Source organism: Pseudanabaena biceps PCC 7429 (assembly GCF_000332215.1).
Taxonomy (GTDB): domain Bacteria; phylum Cyanobacteriota; class Cyanobacteriia; order Pseudanabaenales; family Pseudanabaenaceae; genus Pseudanabaena; species Pseudanabaena biceps.
Genome location: NZ_ALWB01000008.1, coordinates 36,071 through 52,516 on the forward strand (window position 1 = coordinate 36,071; position 16,446 = coordinate 52,516).

The following is a 16,446-nucleotide window of genomic DNA, read 5'->3' on the forward strand; positions in this document are numbered from 1 at the left end:
AGTAGTTTGGCATAATTAAAAACCAAAATCAGAGAGCATACCGCCCGCTACGCGGGCGGTATGCTCTTCTAGGTTATGCCTAGCTATTTCAAGGTAGCGATCGCTAATATCTAGAAAGTCTAGGATGTAGGGATCTTTTAACAGTAAATCGGGTGATATTTGCTTGTTTGCGCTATTTCTTGGATATTTGGAGTAATCTGTGGCGGATTGCGATCGGCTTCGTTCATAGTGCTTCTCCATTTTGAGAATAAGTATTAGGGCAGGTATATGGCGATCGCTAGGCGTTGCATTTCATCCTTGAATTGGCGAAATCAAGTCCTTTTTCTTCACTGCAACTAAAACCTTTAAAAATAGGTACACGATCATTTTCAAGTAATTTTGCTAATTTCAATCGTTTAAAATTTTCTTGGAACAAATCTAAAAGTTCTAATTCATGATTCTAAGTACAGGACAAAAAACTTGAAACCCTCTCCCAGCAAGGATTTGAGGCGAAAAGCTTTAAAGCCTTACCTAGTAACGGTTTCGATGGATTTTGGCGCTCTACTTTTGATTTTTTGTCCTGTACTAAGTTCATGATTATTAAATATTAATTCTAAGGTTTCTTCTATCCCATCACCATTTTGGATTACTTTGATAATTACTTTTTTCATGTCTAAAATTATCTTTAGGTTAAATATTTTATAAATGTATCAATTATTCTAGAATATAAACGATTGATTATCACAGAATTAACAATTAAACATTATTTTCTAGGCTTACCTCTACTATTCTTAGGTCGCCTAAATTTATATTTGCCATGCTCTTTTTCTGCTTCTTCTACAGATTCGTAGCACCATTTAGGCTCGATCCCCTCATACTCTGTATCAGAAGGCTTCCAAATAATTCCATCAAACCCATCTTCTTTTTTGTCTATGGTTACTTTAATTGGATAACCATCCCTACATTTTTTATTGTATGGAGGACATCCACCTGTAAATTGTGCTTTTCTACGCTGCTCATTTAACCACTTTTCTTGTCTAGCCTTTAGTTCTGCTGCTTTTTTTAAACTTTCTTGATAATCTTCCCATTCCTTCCTCTTGAACTCAGCTTCTTCGTATCTCTTTCTCTCTTTGATCTTATTATTATGTGTGACTTTAGTAACAGCTATATCATGAGTTTGATTGATATTATCTAAGGCTAATTGAAGTTTGGAGATTTGCTCAACTAACTTTGGATTTTCATTAAAAATTTTTTGTACTTCATGAATTTGTTTTAATCGTTGTTCCAAGTCATCTCCTGAAAGTCTTAATATTTCTTTGAGGTTATATTCAGATATGAACTGGATAGTTGACGCAAATTGATTGTTTGCCGTAAAGTTTTCAGAATTCATATATACAGGTGCTAACAAAGAAAACATTCCTGCTGCAATAGGACTCAAAATGACTACTATTAGTAATAATGGAACTTGCCACCATAGCAAGTAACCAGAAGCACATATTGCAGTAGTAACTAAAATAAGTTCAAACCAAGCTTTTAAACCTTCTTCAACTGAGAATATACCTATGGTAAATAGCTTTACTAAGAGTTCAAGCAACAAATATCTTAGGGATAAAGGTGTTTGAGGAAAGTCTCGAAAAGTCATTCTTCATTAACCCATTTTTCTATGGTTTCTTTTGAGGTTGTAAATAATACTTTCTAGTTCGATTAGGATCATTACTCAGACTTAGAGTATATCGTGATTGCTTGAATCCTTCTTTACTAATAGTAATTTCGATGTCTTGTCTAACAGGGATGTCAATTTGAGTAAATCCATTTGTATCGGTTCTTCTGACTTCAGGAGAACCTTTAGATATAAACCGAATCTCTGCATTTTCTATAGGTTTAGAGGTAGCCTCATCCGACAATACAACTATGTCAACATTCAGTAGTTCTGTTGCATTTTTTTGAGAAGTGTTATCTTCTGCCTTCTGTTGTTTATTTAGTTTAGGAATTTCTGTAGCACCAGCAATAACAAGAGCTGTAGTAATTAAACCAAAACAAACTTTAATGAAAATTGGCCAGTCTTTAATGTTTTGCACAAATGTACACCCTTGGGATTTATTTCAGTTTTACTTACTTTAACTAAAATTGTCTGGCAAGACAAATATTATTTCACCATAGTCTAACTCGACAATATGGGGTGGGTTAAAAGTGCGATCTCCCTCAAACGAGTAAACCTTATAATAGGTAAAACTCACAGATAATTCATCAACACTTAAACCTATGCTACTACTCCCAGTACAATACATTGCCAACGCTCAAGGCAATCACATAAGAAATTCCCTTGAAATCTAACGAGATTTGTAAAACTATGAATACAAAACTAGTAGAATCCTTAGCCCAAGTAATCGAATCCCTTGCACCAGATGAATATGCCCTATTGCAAGAAAAACTAAAATCTCGCGCAATCCAGAAAACCATCGGCGTATGTGGAGGTCATGCAAGAATCCGCAATACCCGCATCCCCGTTTGGACAATCATCTCACTCCAACAACAAGGAGCCGATACCCCAGAGCTTTTACGCAACTTCCCCTCATTGACAACAGATGACTTGAGCAACGCCCGATTCTATTACACTACGCATCAAGAAGAAATCGATCGCGCAATCGCCTCTCATCAATACGAGCAAGAGAAAGCGATCGCCTAATTCGCATCCAAAAGCAAAATCAACCCAAGTCAAGCACACCAGTATTTATCATTCGCGAATACTAAGGGATATTTATTTAGCGATCGCCACTTCCTCGCTTACTTAACTCTGATAATGGTAATAGGCGATCATGGCTAAAATAGCTAAAATAGTTATAATAGCTAACAACATTATGCGGAGCAGAAAAGATGAAAACATTAGGTGCATCAGAAGCTAAAAACCGCTTTGGCGAACTATTAGACCTAGCCCGTAGAGAGCCAGTGCAAATAGCTAAAAAAGGGCGTAGTGTCGCAATTATGATGTCGATTGAAGAATTTGAAAGGTTTTTAGATTTAGAAAATCAATTTTTGGCTTTAAAAGCAGAGCAAGCTAGACAAGAAGGCTTTGTCGGAATCACAGAAAGCGAGGCTTTACTATCAGAGATTTTAAATGCTTAAGATTAATCTATCGCGACAAGCCGTCAAACGCTTAAAAAGCCTGCCAGATAAGCACGCTAAACAAGTCGCCACTAAAATCAAAGAATTGACTTCTAATCCTTATCCCCAAGATTCTCTAAAGTTAAAAGGATATCCCTACCATTGAGCAGATATCGGTGAATATCGGATAGTTTATTATGTTGAATCTGAAACTCTAGAAATCTTACTAATTGACAAACGGAACGACGATGAAGTCTATAAACAACTCAAAAGGATAATGTAATGCAGATGTTATGGGAAGCAAAAGTACGCTGATGAGAATGTTATCTCTGTCTGAGTTGAGATAAATGGTGATCGCCTTGGTAAATTAGCGATCGCCATTTGTAGAGATAATTTAGTGCGATCGCTATCTTCGTTGAGTTTTGCTAAGCTTAGAATAGTGGGATGGAAACAATAGGTGCATATGCAAATATCTTTAGAAAATTTATTAGAAGAGTTATCTGGAATTGAAGTAATTACAAATCCAGAACAGGTTGCGAAACTATCAGAAGATTTCGCCCACTTTAGTCCAGTCCTTGTTCCACTTCTAACTGGCAAAGTTGGCGATGCTGTAGTTCGTCCTACCAATGAAAACGAGGTACTGAGAATAGCAAAAGCCTGCGTGAAATATAACATTCCCCTCACGGTGCGCGGCAGCGGCACGGGCAACTACGGACAATGCACGCCCCTCAAAGGTGGCATTATTTTAGAAACCCTGCGAATGCAAGAAATCAAATGGATTAAAGCGGGACTAGCCTGCGTAGAAACGGGCGTAAAAATGGCAGTCCTCGATAAAAAAGCCCAAGAAATTGGCTGGGAATCGCGAATGATTCCTTCTACCTTTAGAAGCGCGACGGTTGGGGGATTTATCGCGGGAGGTAGTGGCGGTATTGGTTCCGTGCTCTACGGACAACTACGCGATCGCGGTAATTTAAGAGCCGTAAGAGTCGTCACCCTCGAAGATGAACCCAGAATTATCGAATTGCGGGGCGATGATGTCCAAAAGGTTGCTCATGCCTACGGAACCAACGGCATTATTACCGAATTAGAAGTTCCCCTAGCTCCAGCCTATGGATGGGATGAATTCGTAGTGAGTTTCCCCGACTTCATGACAGCCGCTCGGTTTGGGCAAGCCCTCGGCAATAGTGACGGCATTATCAAAAAGATGATTAGCGTCCATACAGCACCGATTGCTAATTATTTCAATGCCCTCCAGAGCTACATTCCCAAGGATTCCCACTGCGCTCTAGTGCTCGTAGCGGAAAGCGATCGCGAACCATTTCAGAGCCTCGTACGAGACTTTAAGGGCGAAATTTGCTACGAAAAAAGCGCAAGGGATGCAGGTAAAGGAATCAGCCTGATCGAATTTTCTTGGAATCACACCACCTTACATGCTCGCGCCGCCGATTCTTCCCTCACCTATCTTCAGAGCCTATTTTTGAACGATCCGCAATTGGAACTAGTCCAACGGATGCATGAGTATTTTGGCGATGAAGTGCTGATGCATTTAGAGTTTATTAAGGTGAATGGAGTAGTCATCCCTGCGGCGATTCAGGTGGTGCGTTTTACCACTAGCGATCGCTTAAACGAGATCATTCGATATCATGAGGCGCAGGGCGTATTCATTGCCAATCCCCATACCTATATTCTCGAAGATGGTGGCATGAAAACGGTTGACTATGAGCAGCTAAACTTCAAGCGCATGGTCGATCCTTACGGTTTAATGAATCCTGACAAAATGAAAGCATGGCAATAACTTCAAGACAGTATTAAGTAGCTAAGCATAAGTAATCCTAAAACCTAGAAGAGCGCACCGCCTACATTGCGGGCGGCACGCTCTCTGGTTTTGTTTTTTAATTACTTGGTTTTGAGTTTTAACTATGCTGAGCTACTTAATCATGATAAGCACTACCTATTACTTTCCCCCGAAAAACAATGTATTGGTAAATGTTGTAGAAAAGCATAATCGGAATTAGAAAACCGACAAAAATTAGCATAAATACTAAAGCGCTAGGAGAAGCTGCCGCTTGATAAATCGTGATTTGATTAGGAATAATAATTGGAAATATGATTAGCCCCAATCCTAAAAATGTTAAAAGAAATAGCAAGGTAGTCCATACAAAAGGGGCAACTTCAGCTTTATGATTTAAACTACTGATTAACTGCCAAATCAGTAACATCCCTAAGATCGGAATGAGTGCGAATAAATAGAGTAGTGGCGGCTCCAGTAGCCTCGCTCTAGCACTTTCATAAAAAATTGGCGTGATCGCTGTAATTATCACAGCGCCAACCAGCGTAGTCCAAGCTGCAATTTTTGCCGTGCGGTAATGAGTCTCCTGTAGCTCTCCTTCAGTTTTGATAATTAGATAAGTAGAACCAATCAGAACATAGCCCTGAATTAAAGTGAGTGCAACTAACAATGATTGCCAACTTAACCAATCCCATGTACCACCGATAAAATGTCCATTGGTATCAACCTTAATCCCTTGTAAAACACTTCCTAGAGCAAATCCCTGATTAAGTGCGGCTACAAAACTACCGATACCAAAAGCGAAATTCCAAAAGAATTTACGATTTGAATGCTCACGAAACTCAAAGGCTACAGCTCGAAAAATCAACCCAAATAGCATCCCCATGATAGGAATGTAAAGAGAAGATAGAATTGTGCTGTAGGCAAGGGGAAATGCGCCAAACAAAGCACCACCCATTAGAACTAGCCAAGTTTCATTAGCATCCCAAACATTTCCTAAGCTTGTCATCAGCATACTGCGACGTTCTTCGTTAGAGGAAGTTAGAGAGAGAATTCCTACACCCAAATCAAATCCGTCAAGTAAGACATACAAAAGTAAAAATAATCCTAAAATAACAAACCAGACCTGAGGTAAAAAGTGCTGAAGAGCTTCCATAGGTTTTGAAGTGTTTTTGATTTTCTTGATTTTTTATTATTTTGCTTCCACAGGGCGGCTATCTTCAATATGTTCCGCAGGAGCAAGAACTATTTCTTCTCCTGGGATTGGTAATTCTAAGTTTGCACCTTTCCGAATAATGCGACTACCAAAATAAAGTGTGGAAATGAAGAGAATTGAATAGATGACCGTAAAAATTGATAAAGAAGTCAAAACATTACTTGCAGGTATGTTAGACACACCGTCGGCGGTGCGAATCTGTCCATAGACGACCCAAGGTTGTCTGCCGACACAGCGTACGATCCAACCTGATTCTACGGCAATATATCCCAGTGGTGCAGCGAAAATCCATCCTCGCATTAGCCATTTCTGTGAGGCGATCGCATTCATTGATAATTTACCTCTTAGCCATTGGATGACGCTCCATAGCATTAATCCTACTAAAAAGAACCCAATCCCACTCATGATTCTAAAAGAATAATAAACCAGTCCCACCATGCGCGGACGATCTTCGGGTTTCCATTCCTTTAATCCTAGTACTGGCTCAGCGAGATTTTTCTTGAATTCTAAAATATATCCTAGTCCGTTAGGAATTCTAATTTCCCAATCATTACTTTCAGTCTTACTATTGGGGATGGCGAGTAAACTCCAATCGGCTGGTTCTCCTGCTGGTGAAGTTTCCCATTTTGCTTCCATAGCTGCTAGTTTACTGGGCTGATATTGGTAAACCTGTTCGGCGCTTAAATGTCCAATATAGATTTGTAAGGGAGCAACAGCGATCGCTGTCGCTAAAGCTATTTTGAAGGATTTTGTAAAAAAAGTCACTTGACGTTGATTGAGGATATACCAAGCACTGATACCACCAATAACAAATAGAGAAGTCTCTAAAGTACCAAAGAACATATGTAAAATGCTCTTAAGCGCAAAAGGATTCATAACTGCCTGAAAATAGTCGTTAACGATGAATTTACCGCCAACGAAATCTCCGCCTGCTGGAGTTTGCAACCAAGAATTAGCCACTAAAATCCATACTGTTGATAAGTTTGCTCCAAAAGCAACCATGATCGTCGCAAAATAATGAACCACAGGCGGCACTCGCTCCCATCCAAATAACATAATGCCAAGGAAACCTGCCTCTAGCATGAAGGCGACTGCACCTTCAAAGCCGAGAATACTTCCAAAGAAATCTCCTACTGCTTCCGAAAATGGAGCCCAATTAGTGCCAAATTGAAATTCCATTGGTAGCCCCGAGGCTACGCCAATTCCAAAATTAAGAACGTAAAGCTTTGCCCAAAATCTCGCATGACGATAATAATCTGGATCTTTAGTTTTCAGCCATAGTCCTTCTACGATTACTAAAAATATGCCCATACCCGTTGTTAATACCGGCCAAAGCATGTGAAAAATAGCAGTTAAAGCAAATTGCGTTCGGGACAATGCAACTGTATTTGATAGGAATTCCATAATTATTTCTATGTAGAATCTGTGAGAAATCTGTTTTCTGAGATTTTAAGACTTTCAACTCGACTCTATGCTCAATAATTCAACGACTTATTGCCGATTATAGTGCTATGTCTGTGAGAAATTCTGAAACTTAGAATTTATAAAGATTTAATCTTAATAGGTTCTCAAGAGGTATTTTGGAGATCTGGAAAGAATATGTAAGAAATGCTGGGGATGGCTTATATGAAATTCATCCCAACATCCCAATATATTGGCGATCGCAAGCTAAACTATACATAACTTTACAATGTTAAAATAAGAAGTTAAAAGTTTGGCTGTAACCATGACTGCAAATACCTTACTGATAGACGATCCCAATCCTGTAAGCAATAGCCTAAATAGCCTGAATAGTAATTGCGCCCAAATATTGCCAGCAGGCGGACGAGATCCAGATCGCTTTGATTGGCAGGAGGTATGGTATCCCGTTTTTTATCTAGAAGACTTAGATAAAACCAAACCTGCCAAGTTTACCTTGCTAGAACGGGATCTCGTCATTTGGTGGGATCGCCATAGTAATGCATGGCAAGCCTTCGACGATCGCTGTCCGCATCGCCTCGTACCTCTATCGGAAGGTAGAATTGCCGAAGATGGCTTACTAGAATGTCCCTATCATGGCTGGGCCTTTAAGGGTGATGGCAGTTGCGATCGCATACCGCAGCAACCTGAAGGTGGAACCGCCCATACTTCAAAGCGAGCCTGTGTGTCATCCCTGCCGACAGCGGAACGACAAGGACTGCTATTTATCTACGCGGGTAAACCCGAAAATGCACCTCAAGTCAAAATCCCCATTATCGAACCCCTCGAAACTGAAACTGATAAATGGACTCTTTTCGGAACCTTTCGTGATCTTCCCTACGATGCGATTACCCTTTTAGAAAATGTTCTCGATGCCAGCCATCTTCCCTTTACCCATCATAAGTCCGTTGGCAATCGGGCTAATGCCGCGCCGATGTTTTTAGAAGTTCTCGAAACCGAAAAATATGGATTTAAAGGCACTTGGGAAGAAGGACCGAGACGAGGGAAGTTAGGAAGGCAAGATACTACTTTTATTGCGCCTTCTTTGATGTGGCACGATCTTACTTCTAAACAATTTGGGAGAACGATCACGGCTGTCTATGCGACACCGACCCGTAAGGGAGAATGTCGGTTATTTGCAAGATTTCCTTTTCAATTTAGTTCGGCTATTCCTCGATTCTTTATTGGAATTACTCCTCGTTGGTATTCCCATATCGGACAAAATGGAATCCTTGAGGATGACCAGATCTTCTTGCATTACCAAGAGCGCTATCTCGAACAGACCCTTGCCAAGATGGAAGATCGGGCCAATTATGCAAAAGCTTTTTATCTTTCTACCTCAGCTGATACCTATGTGACTGAATTACGGAAATGGGTCAGCCGCTATCAAGCCGACCCATTTGCTGGTCAGCAACTAGCCGCTCCATTAGTTAAGGAAGTTCTCCTAGATCGCTATCATTCCCATACTTCTAAATGTGCGAGTTGCAGTCAAGCTTTGCGAAATGTCCGCAGACTCAAAACCGCAAGTATGACGATCGCGGCGATCGCATGGACGGTTATTCCCTTACTTAGTTTCTTTGCCCCAGCTAATATAACTGTGATAGGTATTGGTTCGATTGTCGTGGCGATCGCGATCGCTCTATGGTTTCTTGGCAACAATTTGGAGCAAAAATTTATTTACGGTCAAGAAACTCCATTGCGAAATTTATAGGAATCATGCGATTGGGGGAGAATCCTCCTGTCCCCGCCATCTTATATACTGGCGATCGCCTATGTTGGCGATCACTTACAGCACTTTGCGCTCAAACCCAAAACAAGAAACTTTTTGAAAGTGTTGCGAAGCAACACTTTCAAAAAGTTTCTTGTGGTTCTTTTGATCGAAAATTACTGTAAATTGAAAGCGCAAAGCGCTGGAAGATTTTAGAGCGTCGTCTAAATTTCATTAATCAATTGCAATAATGCATCGGTAGTCACCTTGCCACTCATATCCGTGCCTTCCAGTAAACTATCGGCAAGATCGCGCTTTTGGTGGTGCAGATCGACGATTTTCTCTTCGATAGTGCCCTTGGCGACGAGTCGATAAATGGTGACGGGGCGTTTTTGACCGATGCGATGGGCGCGATCGCTCGCTTGATCTTCTACCGCAGGATTCCACCAAGGATCCATATGGATTACATAGTCCGCAGCCGTGAGATTTAACCCAGTGCCACCCGCCTTAAGGCTAATCAAGAAAACATCACCTTCGCCTGCTTGGAAAGCTTCGACACGCTTTTTGCGGTCTTTTGCGGGAGTACTGCCATCAAGATATTGATAGCTAATTTTTTGTGCATCTAGATAGTCGCGAATGAGATGGAGATGATCGACAAATTGACTAAATACCAGAGCTTTGTGTTTGTTATCTAGCAATTCGTTGAGCACCTCACCAAAAAGCTGCAATTTGGAACTGGGCAAGGGAATATCGGGGCGAACCAATTTTGTATTGCAGCAAGCGCGACGTAACTTCATGATTTCCGCTAGCACTTGCAGATGCTTTTGCCCAGCATTGGCTTCGGTGTTATTGAGCTTGGCGATCGCTTCCCGACGGAGGGCTTCATAAAAGGCAAGTTCTTCTTTAGTAAGTTCTACCTGTAATGTGACTTCAGTACGCGATGGTAACTCCTGTAGGACTTGGTTTTTGGTGCGGCGGAGAATGAAAGGTTGGATTAATTTTTTAAGTTGATTGCGGGCTTCGCGATCCTGCGATCGCTCGATGGGATTGGCATAATTGGTATTGAAATTATCGAGGGAACCTAATAGTCCTGGGTTAATGAAACGGAAGAGATTCCAGAGTTCGCCGAGATGATTCTCAATTGGAGTGCCTGTCGTGATTAGCTTGAAACCACTTTGGAGATTCATCGCTGCCTGCGATCGCTTGGTGGCAGTGTTTTTAATCGCCTGCGCTTCATCGAGAACGACGGTTTGCCATTCTACTTTGGCGAGCTTTTCGGCAACCTCTTCCTGCTGGAGTAAACCATAGCTACAAATAACAATATCTAATGGCTGGAGATTATCGAGAACTTTTTGGCGATCGCCCGAACCAAACACGATGACATTGAGCGTTGGCGCAAATTTGGCCGCTTCACTAATCCAGTTCATACATACGGAGGTGGGCGCAACAATCAATGTCGCCCCTTGGGGCGCACGGGTAAGAATCAAGGCTAAAGATTGGAGCGTTTTACCTAAACCCATGTCATCGGCTAAGCAAGCTCCCACACCCCAATGGGCAAGCCTTGCCAACCATGCAAACCCTTCAACCTGATAATCCCGTAAATCCGCCTGCAAGGTAGATGGTAACTGCGGCTCAAACTTCCGCATTTCCTTGATTTTTTTGACATGAGCCTTCCAATGCTTATCAACTTTGAGATCGTCAATTTCATCGACAAAATCTTCAAGCGCTAAGGCAGCCAAGGGATGAAATCTTGTCTCTGAACCATGTTGTTCGGACAGTCGGCGAAACTCATCTAGACGTTTGCGAAATTGATGGGTCAGGGCAATAAATTGACCATCACCGATGGGAATAAATCGGCTAGGTGTTTTATCTAGCAGTTCCAAAAGATGCTGCATATTTAACACCTTATCATCGCCCAAATGTAATTCTCCTTCAGCGGCAAACCAATCGCGGCTCTGATTGATCGACATCCGAAAATTATTAAAGTCCGCACGATGGCTAATTCGCATTTTTTCGCCCTCTGGCCATTCCAAAATAATGCGATCGCCTAAAGCCTGCAATTCCAGTAGTAGTTCCAAGCAGAACTCTGGATCGTCAACTATCCATTCGCTTTCACTATCTTCGTAGTTGCCCAAGGTCGGACAGGCGGCGATTACTTCATTGGCAAGCTTTTTTTCTTCCTTCAGATTGCGAGTCGTTTGCAATCGCTTCCCGTCAATTTCCGCAAGTACGGTTGTGCCACCTGTTCCAGGACGATAATAGGCTCCCGCATTGGCGAAAGGACGGGCTAATATAGCCACTTTCAATCCATCGCCTGCGGGTAAAATATGGACATGGGGTTTGCTATCCGATGCTACTTCCTCCGCATCACTCACGCCTCCGCCAATATCTGAATGCACGGTAACGATGGAGGAAATGCCATGAATTGCCGCAAGGACGCGATCTTTAGCGGCGACGGGGATTTCTAAACGATTTTTTCTGCCGATAATTTCGGTGATCCGCCGGTGGGATTCATTTACCTGTGTCACCTTCAATCTGGTGGGACTTTCCTTAACAACGACAAAATTTTGACCGTCTTTTAGTTGGGGTGAAAATTCTAAAAATAGGCGATCGCCTCGACCCGCTTTCACGAGCAGTTCGGGTTCTCCTTTGACAATATCGACCCTTGTGGTTGGCGAATCTTCCCAAAACACTAGGGGATGTCCTACAAGGGCACAAATGGTATCTTCATCAAATTCGTATTGACTTTGACCGTAATACCCATGATAGGAATAAGCTTGGATATGGGCACAAACGAGAATATCTTGTGGTGTCATATAAGGAAACTCATGGATAGATTCCTTGAGCCGCTTTATGGCGATATTCCTTCCCGCACTCCATACTCCTTTAGCATTAATTTTTTGCTCCTTGGGCTGAACCGTACAGGTTCCCTTATTAAAAGTAATCAACCATACCAAACGTTGTGGTGAGGCATTAGCTGATTTTGGTTGTTCCTGTGGAGCTTTGCCAAGATTTAACAAAGCATTCAAACTTAGTTCCCAAGTCTCTTGAGGTCGAATCAAGTTCACAATGGTGGCAATTTGATTACTCTGTCTCAACTTTTGTGCGTGTTTTCGATGGATAGAATTAGGTACAAGCTCTCCTAGTAATTCAGCCGCTTCCATGGAGAACCAATGATATCCAGCATTGACTGCTTGTTTGAGTAATGGTTCTAGGATTTTGGGTGATTCAATTCTAGCCTTCTCTGGATTGACCCAATAGAGACAGAGGGTACTAAAAAAGGCTTCTAAACAGTGAGTTTCCGTATGATTGTGAATGTATTCGCTGCTCAGAAGATCTTTTTGAGGGATATCACCTAGTTGAAATTTCAAAACCTTTTGCAATCTGCTATAGGTTGTTTGCAACCAATGGTTAGTCTGTCTATTCATAATGCTGGCATATCCTTCAGCTTCGCGCATAGCCTCCGCTGTGCCATCCTGAATCAGCGCCAGTATAAAAAACAGTCCAGGTTCGCCACTCAAGTAAACCTGACGCTTGCCCGTGGCTTTTCTAATTATCTTGAGTGACTGGCGAAACTTAGCGATCGCTAATTCGCGATCGCCTTTGAGGAAATATAACCAAGCGAGGAGTTCATCATTTGATTCTTTGAAAGAAATCGGTAGGCGATCGTAGGCGGCTTGCGCTGTCTGCAAATCGGCACGTAAGAGACTTTGTTCTACTAAAACAAGTAATAATGTATCTGTACAGCGATCGCTATTTCCCTTAAATTCCCTAAGTAAGAGCTTATAGGCTTCTTCCGTTGGTTTTAGCCTCAGCATTCCATTACTCAAAATCGTGTCTAATCCGACCTCATAAAACTCTAGCTTTAAGGTCTGAAACCATTCATAGTCAAAGGGATTACTGCAAACTTGATGTAAAATCGTTTCTAATGTAATTTTCTGCTGGGAATAGCCATAGCGGTAGAAGTCTGCGAACTGCTTGAGCACAAAGTCCATATCTTGCCGATAGATCCCAATTCTGACTTCACGGATAAACTGGGATTCATTTCTGAAAGTACGTGCATCATTGCGACCATAAGTTGGCACAGGGATTTGGGTTTCAACCACATTTACAATTTTCTCAAATTCACCTGTTTTAACTGCGTCCCGCATGACGATATCGACCAGACAACTATGGCATTGTGTGCCTTGAGTCCGATCCAATGTGAGTAGATTTAACTTTAAAAAGCGATCAATATGTCCTTTGACACTGATGGCTGTGAAATGTTTATTGTCTTTATCCTTAAGTCCAAGGTGAATTAAGCAATCAAAGTACTCGTTGCGATTAATTGGGGCATAGGCGATCGCAAATATTTGAATCATCTGTCGCTCCAAAGATGACAACTTGAAATAAATTGCACTCAAGTTCTCATAGAGTTTGGCAGAATCAACTTGGAGGTCAGTCATAGCAGAGCTTGTATGGTTACTACAGAAATTCGGAGTATTTGTAACAACGGAAACCTTAAATCTGTTGTTACGAATATTTCCAAGTAATAATTGTAACAAAGAACTAGATTTCATAACAGTTTGAAGCTTAGTTTGAAGCTTATTTATCTCCTTATTTCAGTGAGGTTAGGAGTCAAAAGTGCGAATTGTTGCCTCTTTCCCTAGAGGCGCTTTGGTAAAGTGTGATGCGGCTATGGCTAAGCCAATATAGAGAAGGGCGGCGCTTTGCGCCGTCCTTCTCTATATTGGGGTTTGTCAACAGCCATATATTGCAATGCAAGCAAGGATTTCAGACGCTTATCTAAAAAGAATGAGGTAGCGTTTAGCACCATCTCATTCTTTTTGAGATATCTAGATTTAAGCGCTAAAGATTTTAATCGGTTCTAGGGACAGTTTAATGGTTACAATACTAGATCTAGTATTTAATCAAGCATTACAAGATTTCGACTCATGGAAGATAAGTTGATGTTAATGATCCCAGGACCAACACCTGTGCCTGAACAGGCTCTGTTGGCGCTGGCAAAAGCTCCCATCGGACACCGTAGCGGCGATTTTAGCAAGGTCATGGCAGATGTGACTGCCAAGCTCAAGTGGCTGCACCAAACTACTAATGATGTATTAATTCTCACCGTAAGTGGTACGGGGGCGATGGAAGCAGGCATCATTAATTTCTTAAGCAAAGGCGATCGCGTCCTTGTGGGAGACAATGGCAAATTCGGCGAACGTTGGGTAGAAGTCTGCCAAGCCTATGGCGTAAATGCTGAAGTCATTAAGGCTGAATGGGGCAAAGCTCTCGATCCTGAAGATTTTCGCGTTAAATTAGAAGCTGATACCAATAAGGAAATCAAAGCGGTTATCATCACCCACAGCGAAACCTCGACAGGTGTTCTTAACGATTTAGCTGCGATTAACCGTCACGTGAAAGCCCATGAAAAGGCTTTGATTATCGTTGATGCGGTGACTAGCTTGGGGGCAATGAATGTCGCCATTGATGAATTAGGACTGGATGTCGTTGGTTCTGGTTCGCAAAAAGGCTACATGATTCCTCCTGGGTTAGGATTTGTTGCCGTTAGCCCTAAGGCATGGGAAGCTTATAAAACAGCCAACTTGCCAAGGTTCTATCTAGATTTAGGCAAAGCTCGTAAAGATGCGGCTAAAAATTCCACTCCTTTTACCACTTCGGTGAATATGGTGATGGCTTTACAAGCTTCGTTGGAAATCATGCAACGTGAAGGATTAGAAAATATTTTTGCGCGTCATCTTCGCCATCGTGATGCTACTCGTGCGGCGATCAAGGCTCTGAATTTGGGGCTACTAGCTCCCGATGATGCAGCGAGCGCTTCGATCACATCGGTTGTTCCCCCTGAAGGACTTGATGCCGAAAAAATCCGCGCCACGATCAAGAAGAAATTTGATATTGTCATGGCAGGCGGTCAAGATCATCTCAATGGCAAGATCTTCCGCATCGGACATCTTGGCTTTGTGGGCGATCGCGATATTTTAACAGCGATTAGTGCATTGGAAGCTTCCATCTCTGCCCTCGGCTATAGTAATTTTACCTACGGCGCTGGTGTAAAAGCGGCGATCGAGGTGCTGAACGGCTAGTGGCTATAGCTAAGTATCTAAGCATAAGTAAACTTACAGCAATTACCACTCAAACGAACCACAAGGAAATTTTTGAAAGCGTTGCTTCGCAACGCTTTCAAAAATTTCCTTGCTTTGGGTTTGAGCGCGAAGCGCTGTAAATCCCAAGTGGCTGGGCATAATTAAAACCCAGAATCAAAAGCTATAGCGCACGTTGCGCGTGCGCTATAGCTTTTGATTCTGGGTTTTATATTTAATTGTAGCTACTTATAAATTATCAGGATCTATACCTTGCGATCGCAGGTAAGCAGCCAACTTATCAGCTCGTTGGCTAGCTGCCTCAGCTTTCTCTGCTAGGGTTGGCAGCCAACTAGTTTGGTTATACCACCGCAACCAAAGCCCTTCGGTTCCTTGATAACCCCCTTGCCAGAGTCCCAATCCCATCCCTAAACTTTCAATCCAAAAACGTCCCTCGGTTAATGGGATCGCCTTATATCCGTTCACTGAAATCTCAAAGGCGCGCAGATTATTTTCGTAGCGATCGTAAATAACATAGTAAGGAACGCGCAAAATCCGCTCATAGACCTCCCACTTAGTCGGGGGCTGATTGACCTCTCTAAGCCTTTGTCCTAGGTCATCTTCTTCAGTGCCTGGAGATAGCAACTCCACAACCAAAAAAGGCGTAACACCTTCTTGCCAGATTAAGTAACTCAGCCTCAACTCCTGCTGTTGAATAGCCCTCGGTACACCCAAAACCATATACCAATCAGGACGCTTGTACCATTGAGTATGTCTGGGGTCGTAATAGAGATTGAGATCGCTTGCGAGCAGCATCTCTTCTGGCGAATAGCCAACAGGCTGGCAGGTCTCACTGAGTAAATTCGCCTGTATGCAATGAAATTCGTCAGGAAAACCAGACTCTCCCACCAACTCACTTGGTAAATCGTACATCGTTGGCATTGTCTCTAGGGGCGATCGCGGATGAATTGGCTGATACATAGCGTGACTAGCCTTCAGTAGCATTGTCTAAATACAATTTTACCAAATTTGTTTAGGCTGAAATAATTAAGTAGTTCGGCATAATTAAAAACCAAAACCTAGAAGAGCATACCGCCCGCTGCGCGGG

At 42.1% G+C, this 16,446-nt stretch carries 14 protein-coding genes; 5 read left to right on the plus strand and 9 right to left on the minus strand.

Annotation, left to right across the window (positions count from 1 at the left end):
- Positions 1–15: 15 nt before the first annotated feature.
- The 5 genes from PSE7429_RS26560 to PSE7429_RS26155 all read right to left on the minus strand — a co-directional run bounded on the left by PSE7429_RS26560 (position 16) and on the right by PSE7429_RS26155 (position 2,267).
- A complete protein-coding gene (locus PSE7429_RS26560) occupies positions 16–240 on the minus strand; it encodes a DUF1016 domain-containing protein (RefSeq protein WP_009625333.1) in 225 nt (74 codons plus the stop codon).
- Between the two features lie 266 nt (positions 241–506).
- Positions 507–650 (minus strand): hypothetical protein, encoded by a 144-nt coding sequence (locus PSE7429_RS26150; RefSeq protein ID WP_009625334.1) that lies wholly within the window; start codon positions 648–650, stop codon positions 507–509.
- 92 nt (positions 651–742) lie between these two features.
- A complete protein-coding gene (locus tag PSE7429_RS01840; RefSeq protein WP_009625335.1) occupies positions 743–1,621 on the minus strand; it encodes a hypothetical protein in 879 nt (292 codons plus the stop codon).
- Positions 1,622–1,640: 19 nt separating this feature from the next.
- Complete coding sequence (locus PSE7429_RS01845; RefSeq protein WP_009625336.1) at positions 1,641–2,057, minus strand: carboxypeptidase regulatory-like domain-containing protein; 417 nt, start codon at positions 2,055–2,057, stop codon at positions 1,641–1,643.
- A gap of 39 nt (positions 2,058–2,096) precedes the next feature.
- On the minus strand, positions 2,097–2,267 hold the full coding sequence (locus PSE7429_RS26155) for a hypothetical protein (protein WP_009625337.1): 171 nt from the start codon (positions 2,265–2,267) through the stop codon (positions 2,097–2,099).
- Positions 2,268–2,329: 62 nt separating this feature from the next.
- Here PSE7429_RS26155 and PSE7429_RS01850 point away from each other — a divergent pair, with 62 nt between their 5' ends.
- From PSE7429_RS01850 to PSE7429_RS01865, 3 genes are all read left to right on the plus strand, one after another.
- Positions 2,330–2,665 carry a DUF433 domain-containing protein gene (locus PSE7429_RS01850; RefSeq protein ID WP_009625338.1) on the plus strand — a complete coding sequence of 112 codons (336 nt, stop codon included), beginning with the start codon at positions 2,330–2,332 and terminating at the stop codon, positions 2,663–2,665.
- A 188-nt stretch (positions 2,666–2,853) separates the two neighbouring features.
- Positions 2,854–3,102, plus strand: coding sequence for a type II toxin-antitoxin system Phd/YefM family antitoxin (locus PSE7429_RS01855; protein ID WP_009625339.1), 249 nt, complete (start codon positions 2,854–2,856; stop codon positions 3,100–3,102).
- Between the two features lie 442 nt (positions 3,103–3,544).
- Entirely contained in the window at positions 3,545–4,876 is a 1,332-nt protein-coding gene (locus PSE7429_RS01865) for an FAD-binding oxidoreductase (protein ID WP_009625341.1), read from the plus strand.
- A gap of 136 nt (positions 4,877–5,012) precedes the next feature.
- Here the strand turns inward: PSE7429_RS01865 and cydB are convergent, their stop codons facing one another.
- Both cydB and PSE7429_RS01875 read right to left on the minus strand, forming a co-directional pair.
- Positions 5,013–6,026: a cytochrome d ubiquinol oxidase subunit II gene (cydB, locus tag PSE7429_RS01870; protein WP_009625342.1), complete on the minus strand. Its 1,014-nt coding sequence runs from the start codon at positions 6,024–6,026 to the stop codon at positions 5,013–5,015.
- Between the two features lie 36 nt (positions 6,027–6,062).
- On the minus strand, positions 6,063–7,490 hold the full coding sequence (locus tag PSE7429_RS01875; RefSeq protein WP_009625343.1) for a cytochrome ubiquinol oxidase subunit I: 1,428 nt from the start codon (positions 7,488–7,490) through the stop codon (positions 6,063–6,065).
- Positions 7,491–7,812: 322 nt separating this feature from the next.
- Here PSE7429_RS01875 and PSE7429_RS01880 point away from each other — a divergent pair, with 322 nt between their 5' ends.
- Positions 7,813–9,255, plus strand: coding sequence for an aromatic ring-hydroxylating dioxygenase subunit alpha (locus PSE7429_RS01880; RefSeq protein ID WP_009625344.1), 1,443 nt, complete (start codon positions 7,813–7,815; stop codon positions 9,253–9,255).
- Positions 9,256–9,476: 221 nt separating this feature from the next.
- Here PSE7429_RS01880 and PSE7429_RS01885 read toward each other — a convergent pair whose 3' ends face one another.
- Positions 9,477–13,811, minus strand: coding sequence for a DEAD/DEAH box helicase (locus PSE7429_RS01885; protein WP_009625346.1), 4,335 nt, complete (start codon positions 13,809–13,811; stop codon positions 9,477–9,479).
- Positions 13,812–14,186: 375 nt separating this feature from the next.
- Here PSE7429_RS01885 and PSE7429_RS01890 point away from each other — a divergent pair, with 375 nt between their 5' ends.
- Entirely contained in the window at positions 14,187–15,341 is a 1,155-nt protein-coding gene (locus PSE7429_RS01890) for a pyridoxal-phosphate-dependent aminotransferase family protein (RefSeq protein WP_040686975.1), read from the plus strand.
- 246 nt (positions 15,342–15,587) lie between these two features.
- Here PSE7429_RS01890 and PSE7429_RS01895 read toward each other — a convergent pair whose 3' ends face one another.
- Entirely contained in the window at positions 15,588–16,319 is a 732-nt protein-coding gene (locus PSE7429_RS01895) for a Uma2 family endonuclease (protein ID WP_040686976.1), read from the minus strand.
- Positions 16,320–16,446 lie beyond the last annotated feature (127 nt).

What these genes read in the sequence shown, in the direction of transcription:
- PSE7429_RS26560 (WP_009625333.1), bottom strand. Translation starts at nt 240, where the DNA reads ATGGAGAAGCACTATGAACGAAGCCGATCGCAATCCGCCACAGATTAC.
- PSE7429_RS26150 (WP_009625334.1), bottom strand. Translation starts at nt 650, where the DNA reads ATGAAAAAAGTAATTATCAAAGTAATCCAAAATGGTGATGGGATAGAA.
- PSE7429_RS01840 (WP_009625335.1), bottom strand. Translation starts at nt 1,621, where the DNA reads ATGACTTTTCGAGACTTTCCTCAAACACCTTTATCCCTAAGATATTTG.
- PSE7429_RS26155 (WP_009625337.1), bottom strand. Translation starts at nt 2,267, where the DNA reads ATGTATTGTACTGGGAGTAGTAGCATAGGTTTAAGTGTTGATGAATTA.
- PSE7429_RS01850 (WP_009625338.1), top strand. Translation starts at nt 2,330, where the DNA reads ATGAATACAAAACTAGTAGAATCCTTAGCCCAAGTAATCGAATCCCTT.
- PSE7429_RS01855 (WP_009625339.1), top strand. Translation starts at nt 2,854, where the DNA reads ATGAAAACATTAGGTGCATCAGAAGCTAAAAACCGCTTTGGCGAACTA.
- PSE7429_RS01865 (WP_009625341.1), top strand. Translation starts at nt 3,545, where the DNA reads ATGCAAATATCTTTAGAAAATTTATTAGAAGAGTTATCTGGAATTGAA.
- cydB (WP_009625342.1), bottom strand. Translation starts at nt 6,026, where the DNA reads ATGGAAGCTCTTCAGCACTTTTTACCTCAGGTCTGGTTTGTTATTTTA.
- PSE7429_RS01875 (WP_009625343.1), bottom strand. Translation starts at nt 7,490, where the DNA reads ATGGAATTCCTATCAAATACAGTTGCATTGTCCCGAACGCAATTTGCT.
- PSE7429_RS01880 (WP_009625344.1), top strand. Translation starts at nt 7,813, where the DNA reads ATGACTGCAAATACCTTACTGATAGACGATCCCAATCCTGTAAGCAAT.
- PSE7429_RS01885 (WP_009625346.1), bottom strand. Translation starts at nt 13,811, where the DNA reads ATGAAATCTAGTTCTTTGTTACAATTATTACTTGGAAATATTCGTAAC.
- PSE7429_RS01890 (WP_040686975.1), top strand. Translation starts at nt 14,187, where the DNA reads ATGGAAGATAAGTTGATGTTAATGATCCCAGGACCAACACCTGTGCCT.
- PSE7429_RS01895 (WP_040686976.1), bottom strand. Translation starts at nt 16,319, where the DNA reads ATGTATCAGCCAATTCATCCGCGATCGCCCCTAGAGACAATGCCAACG.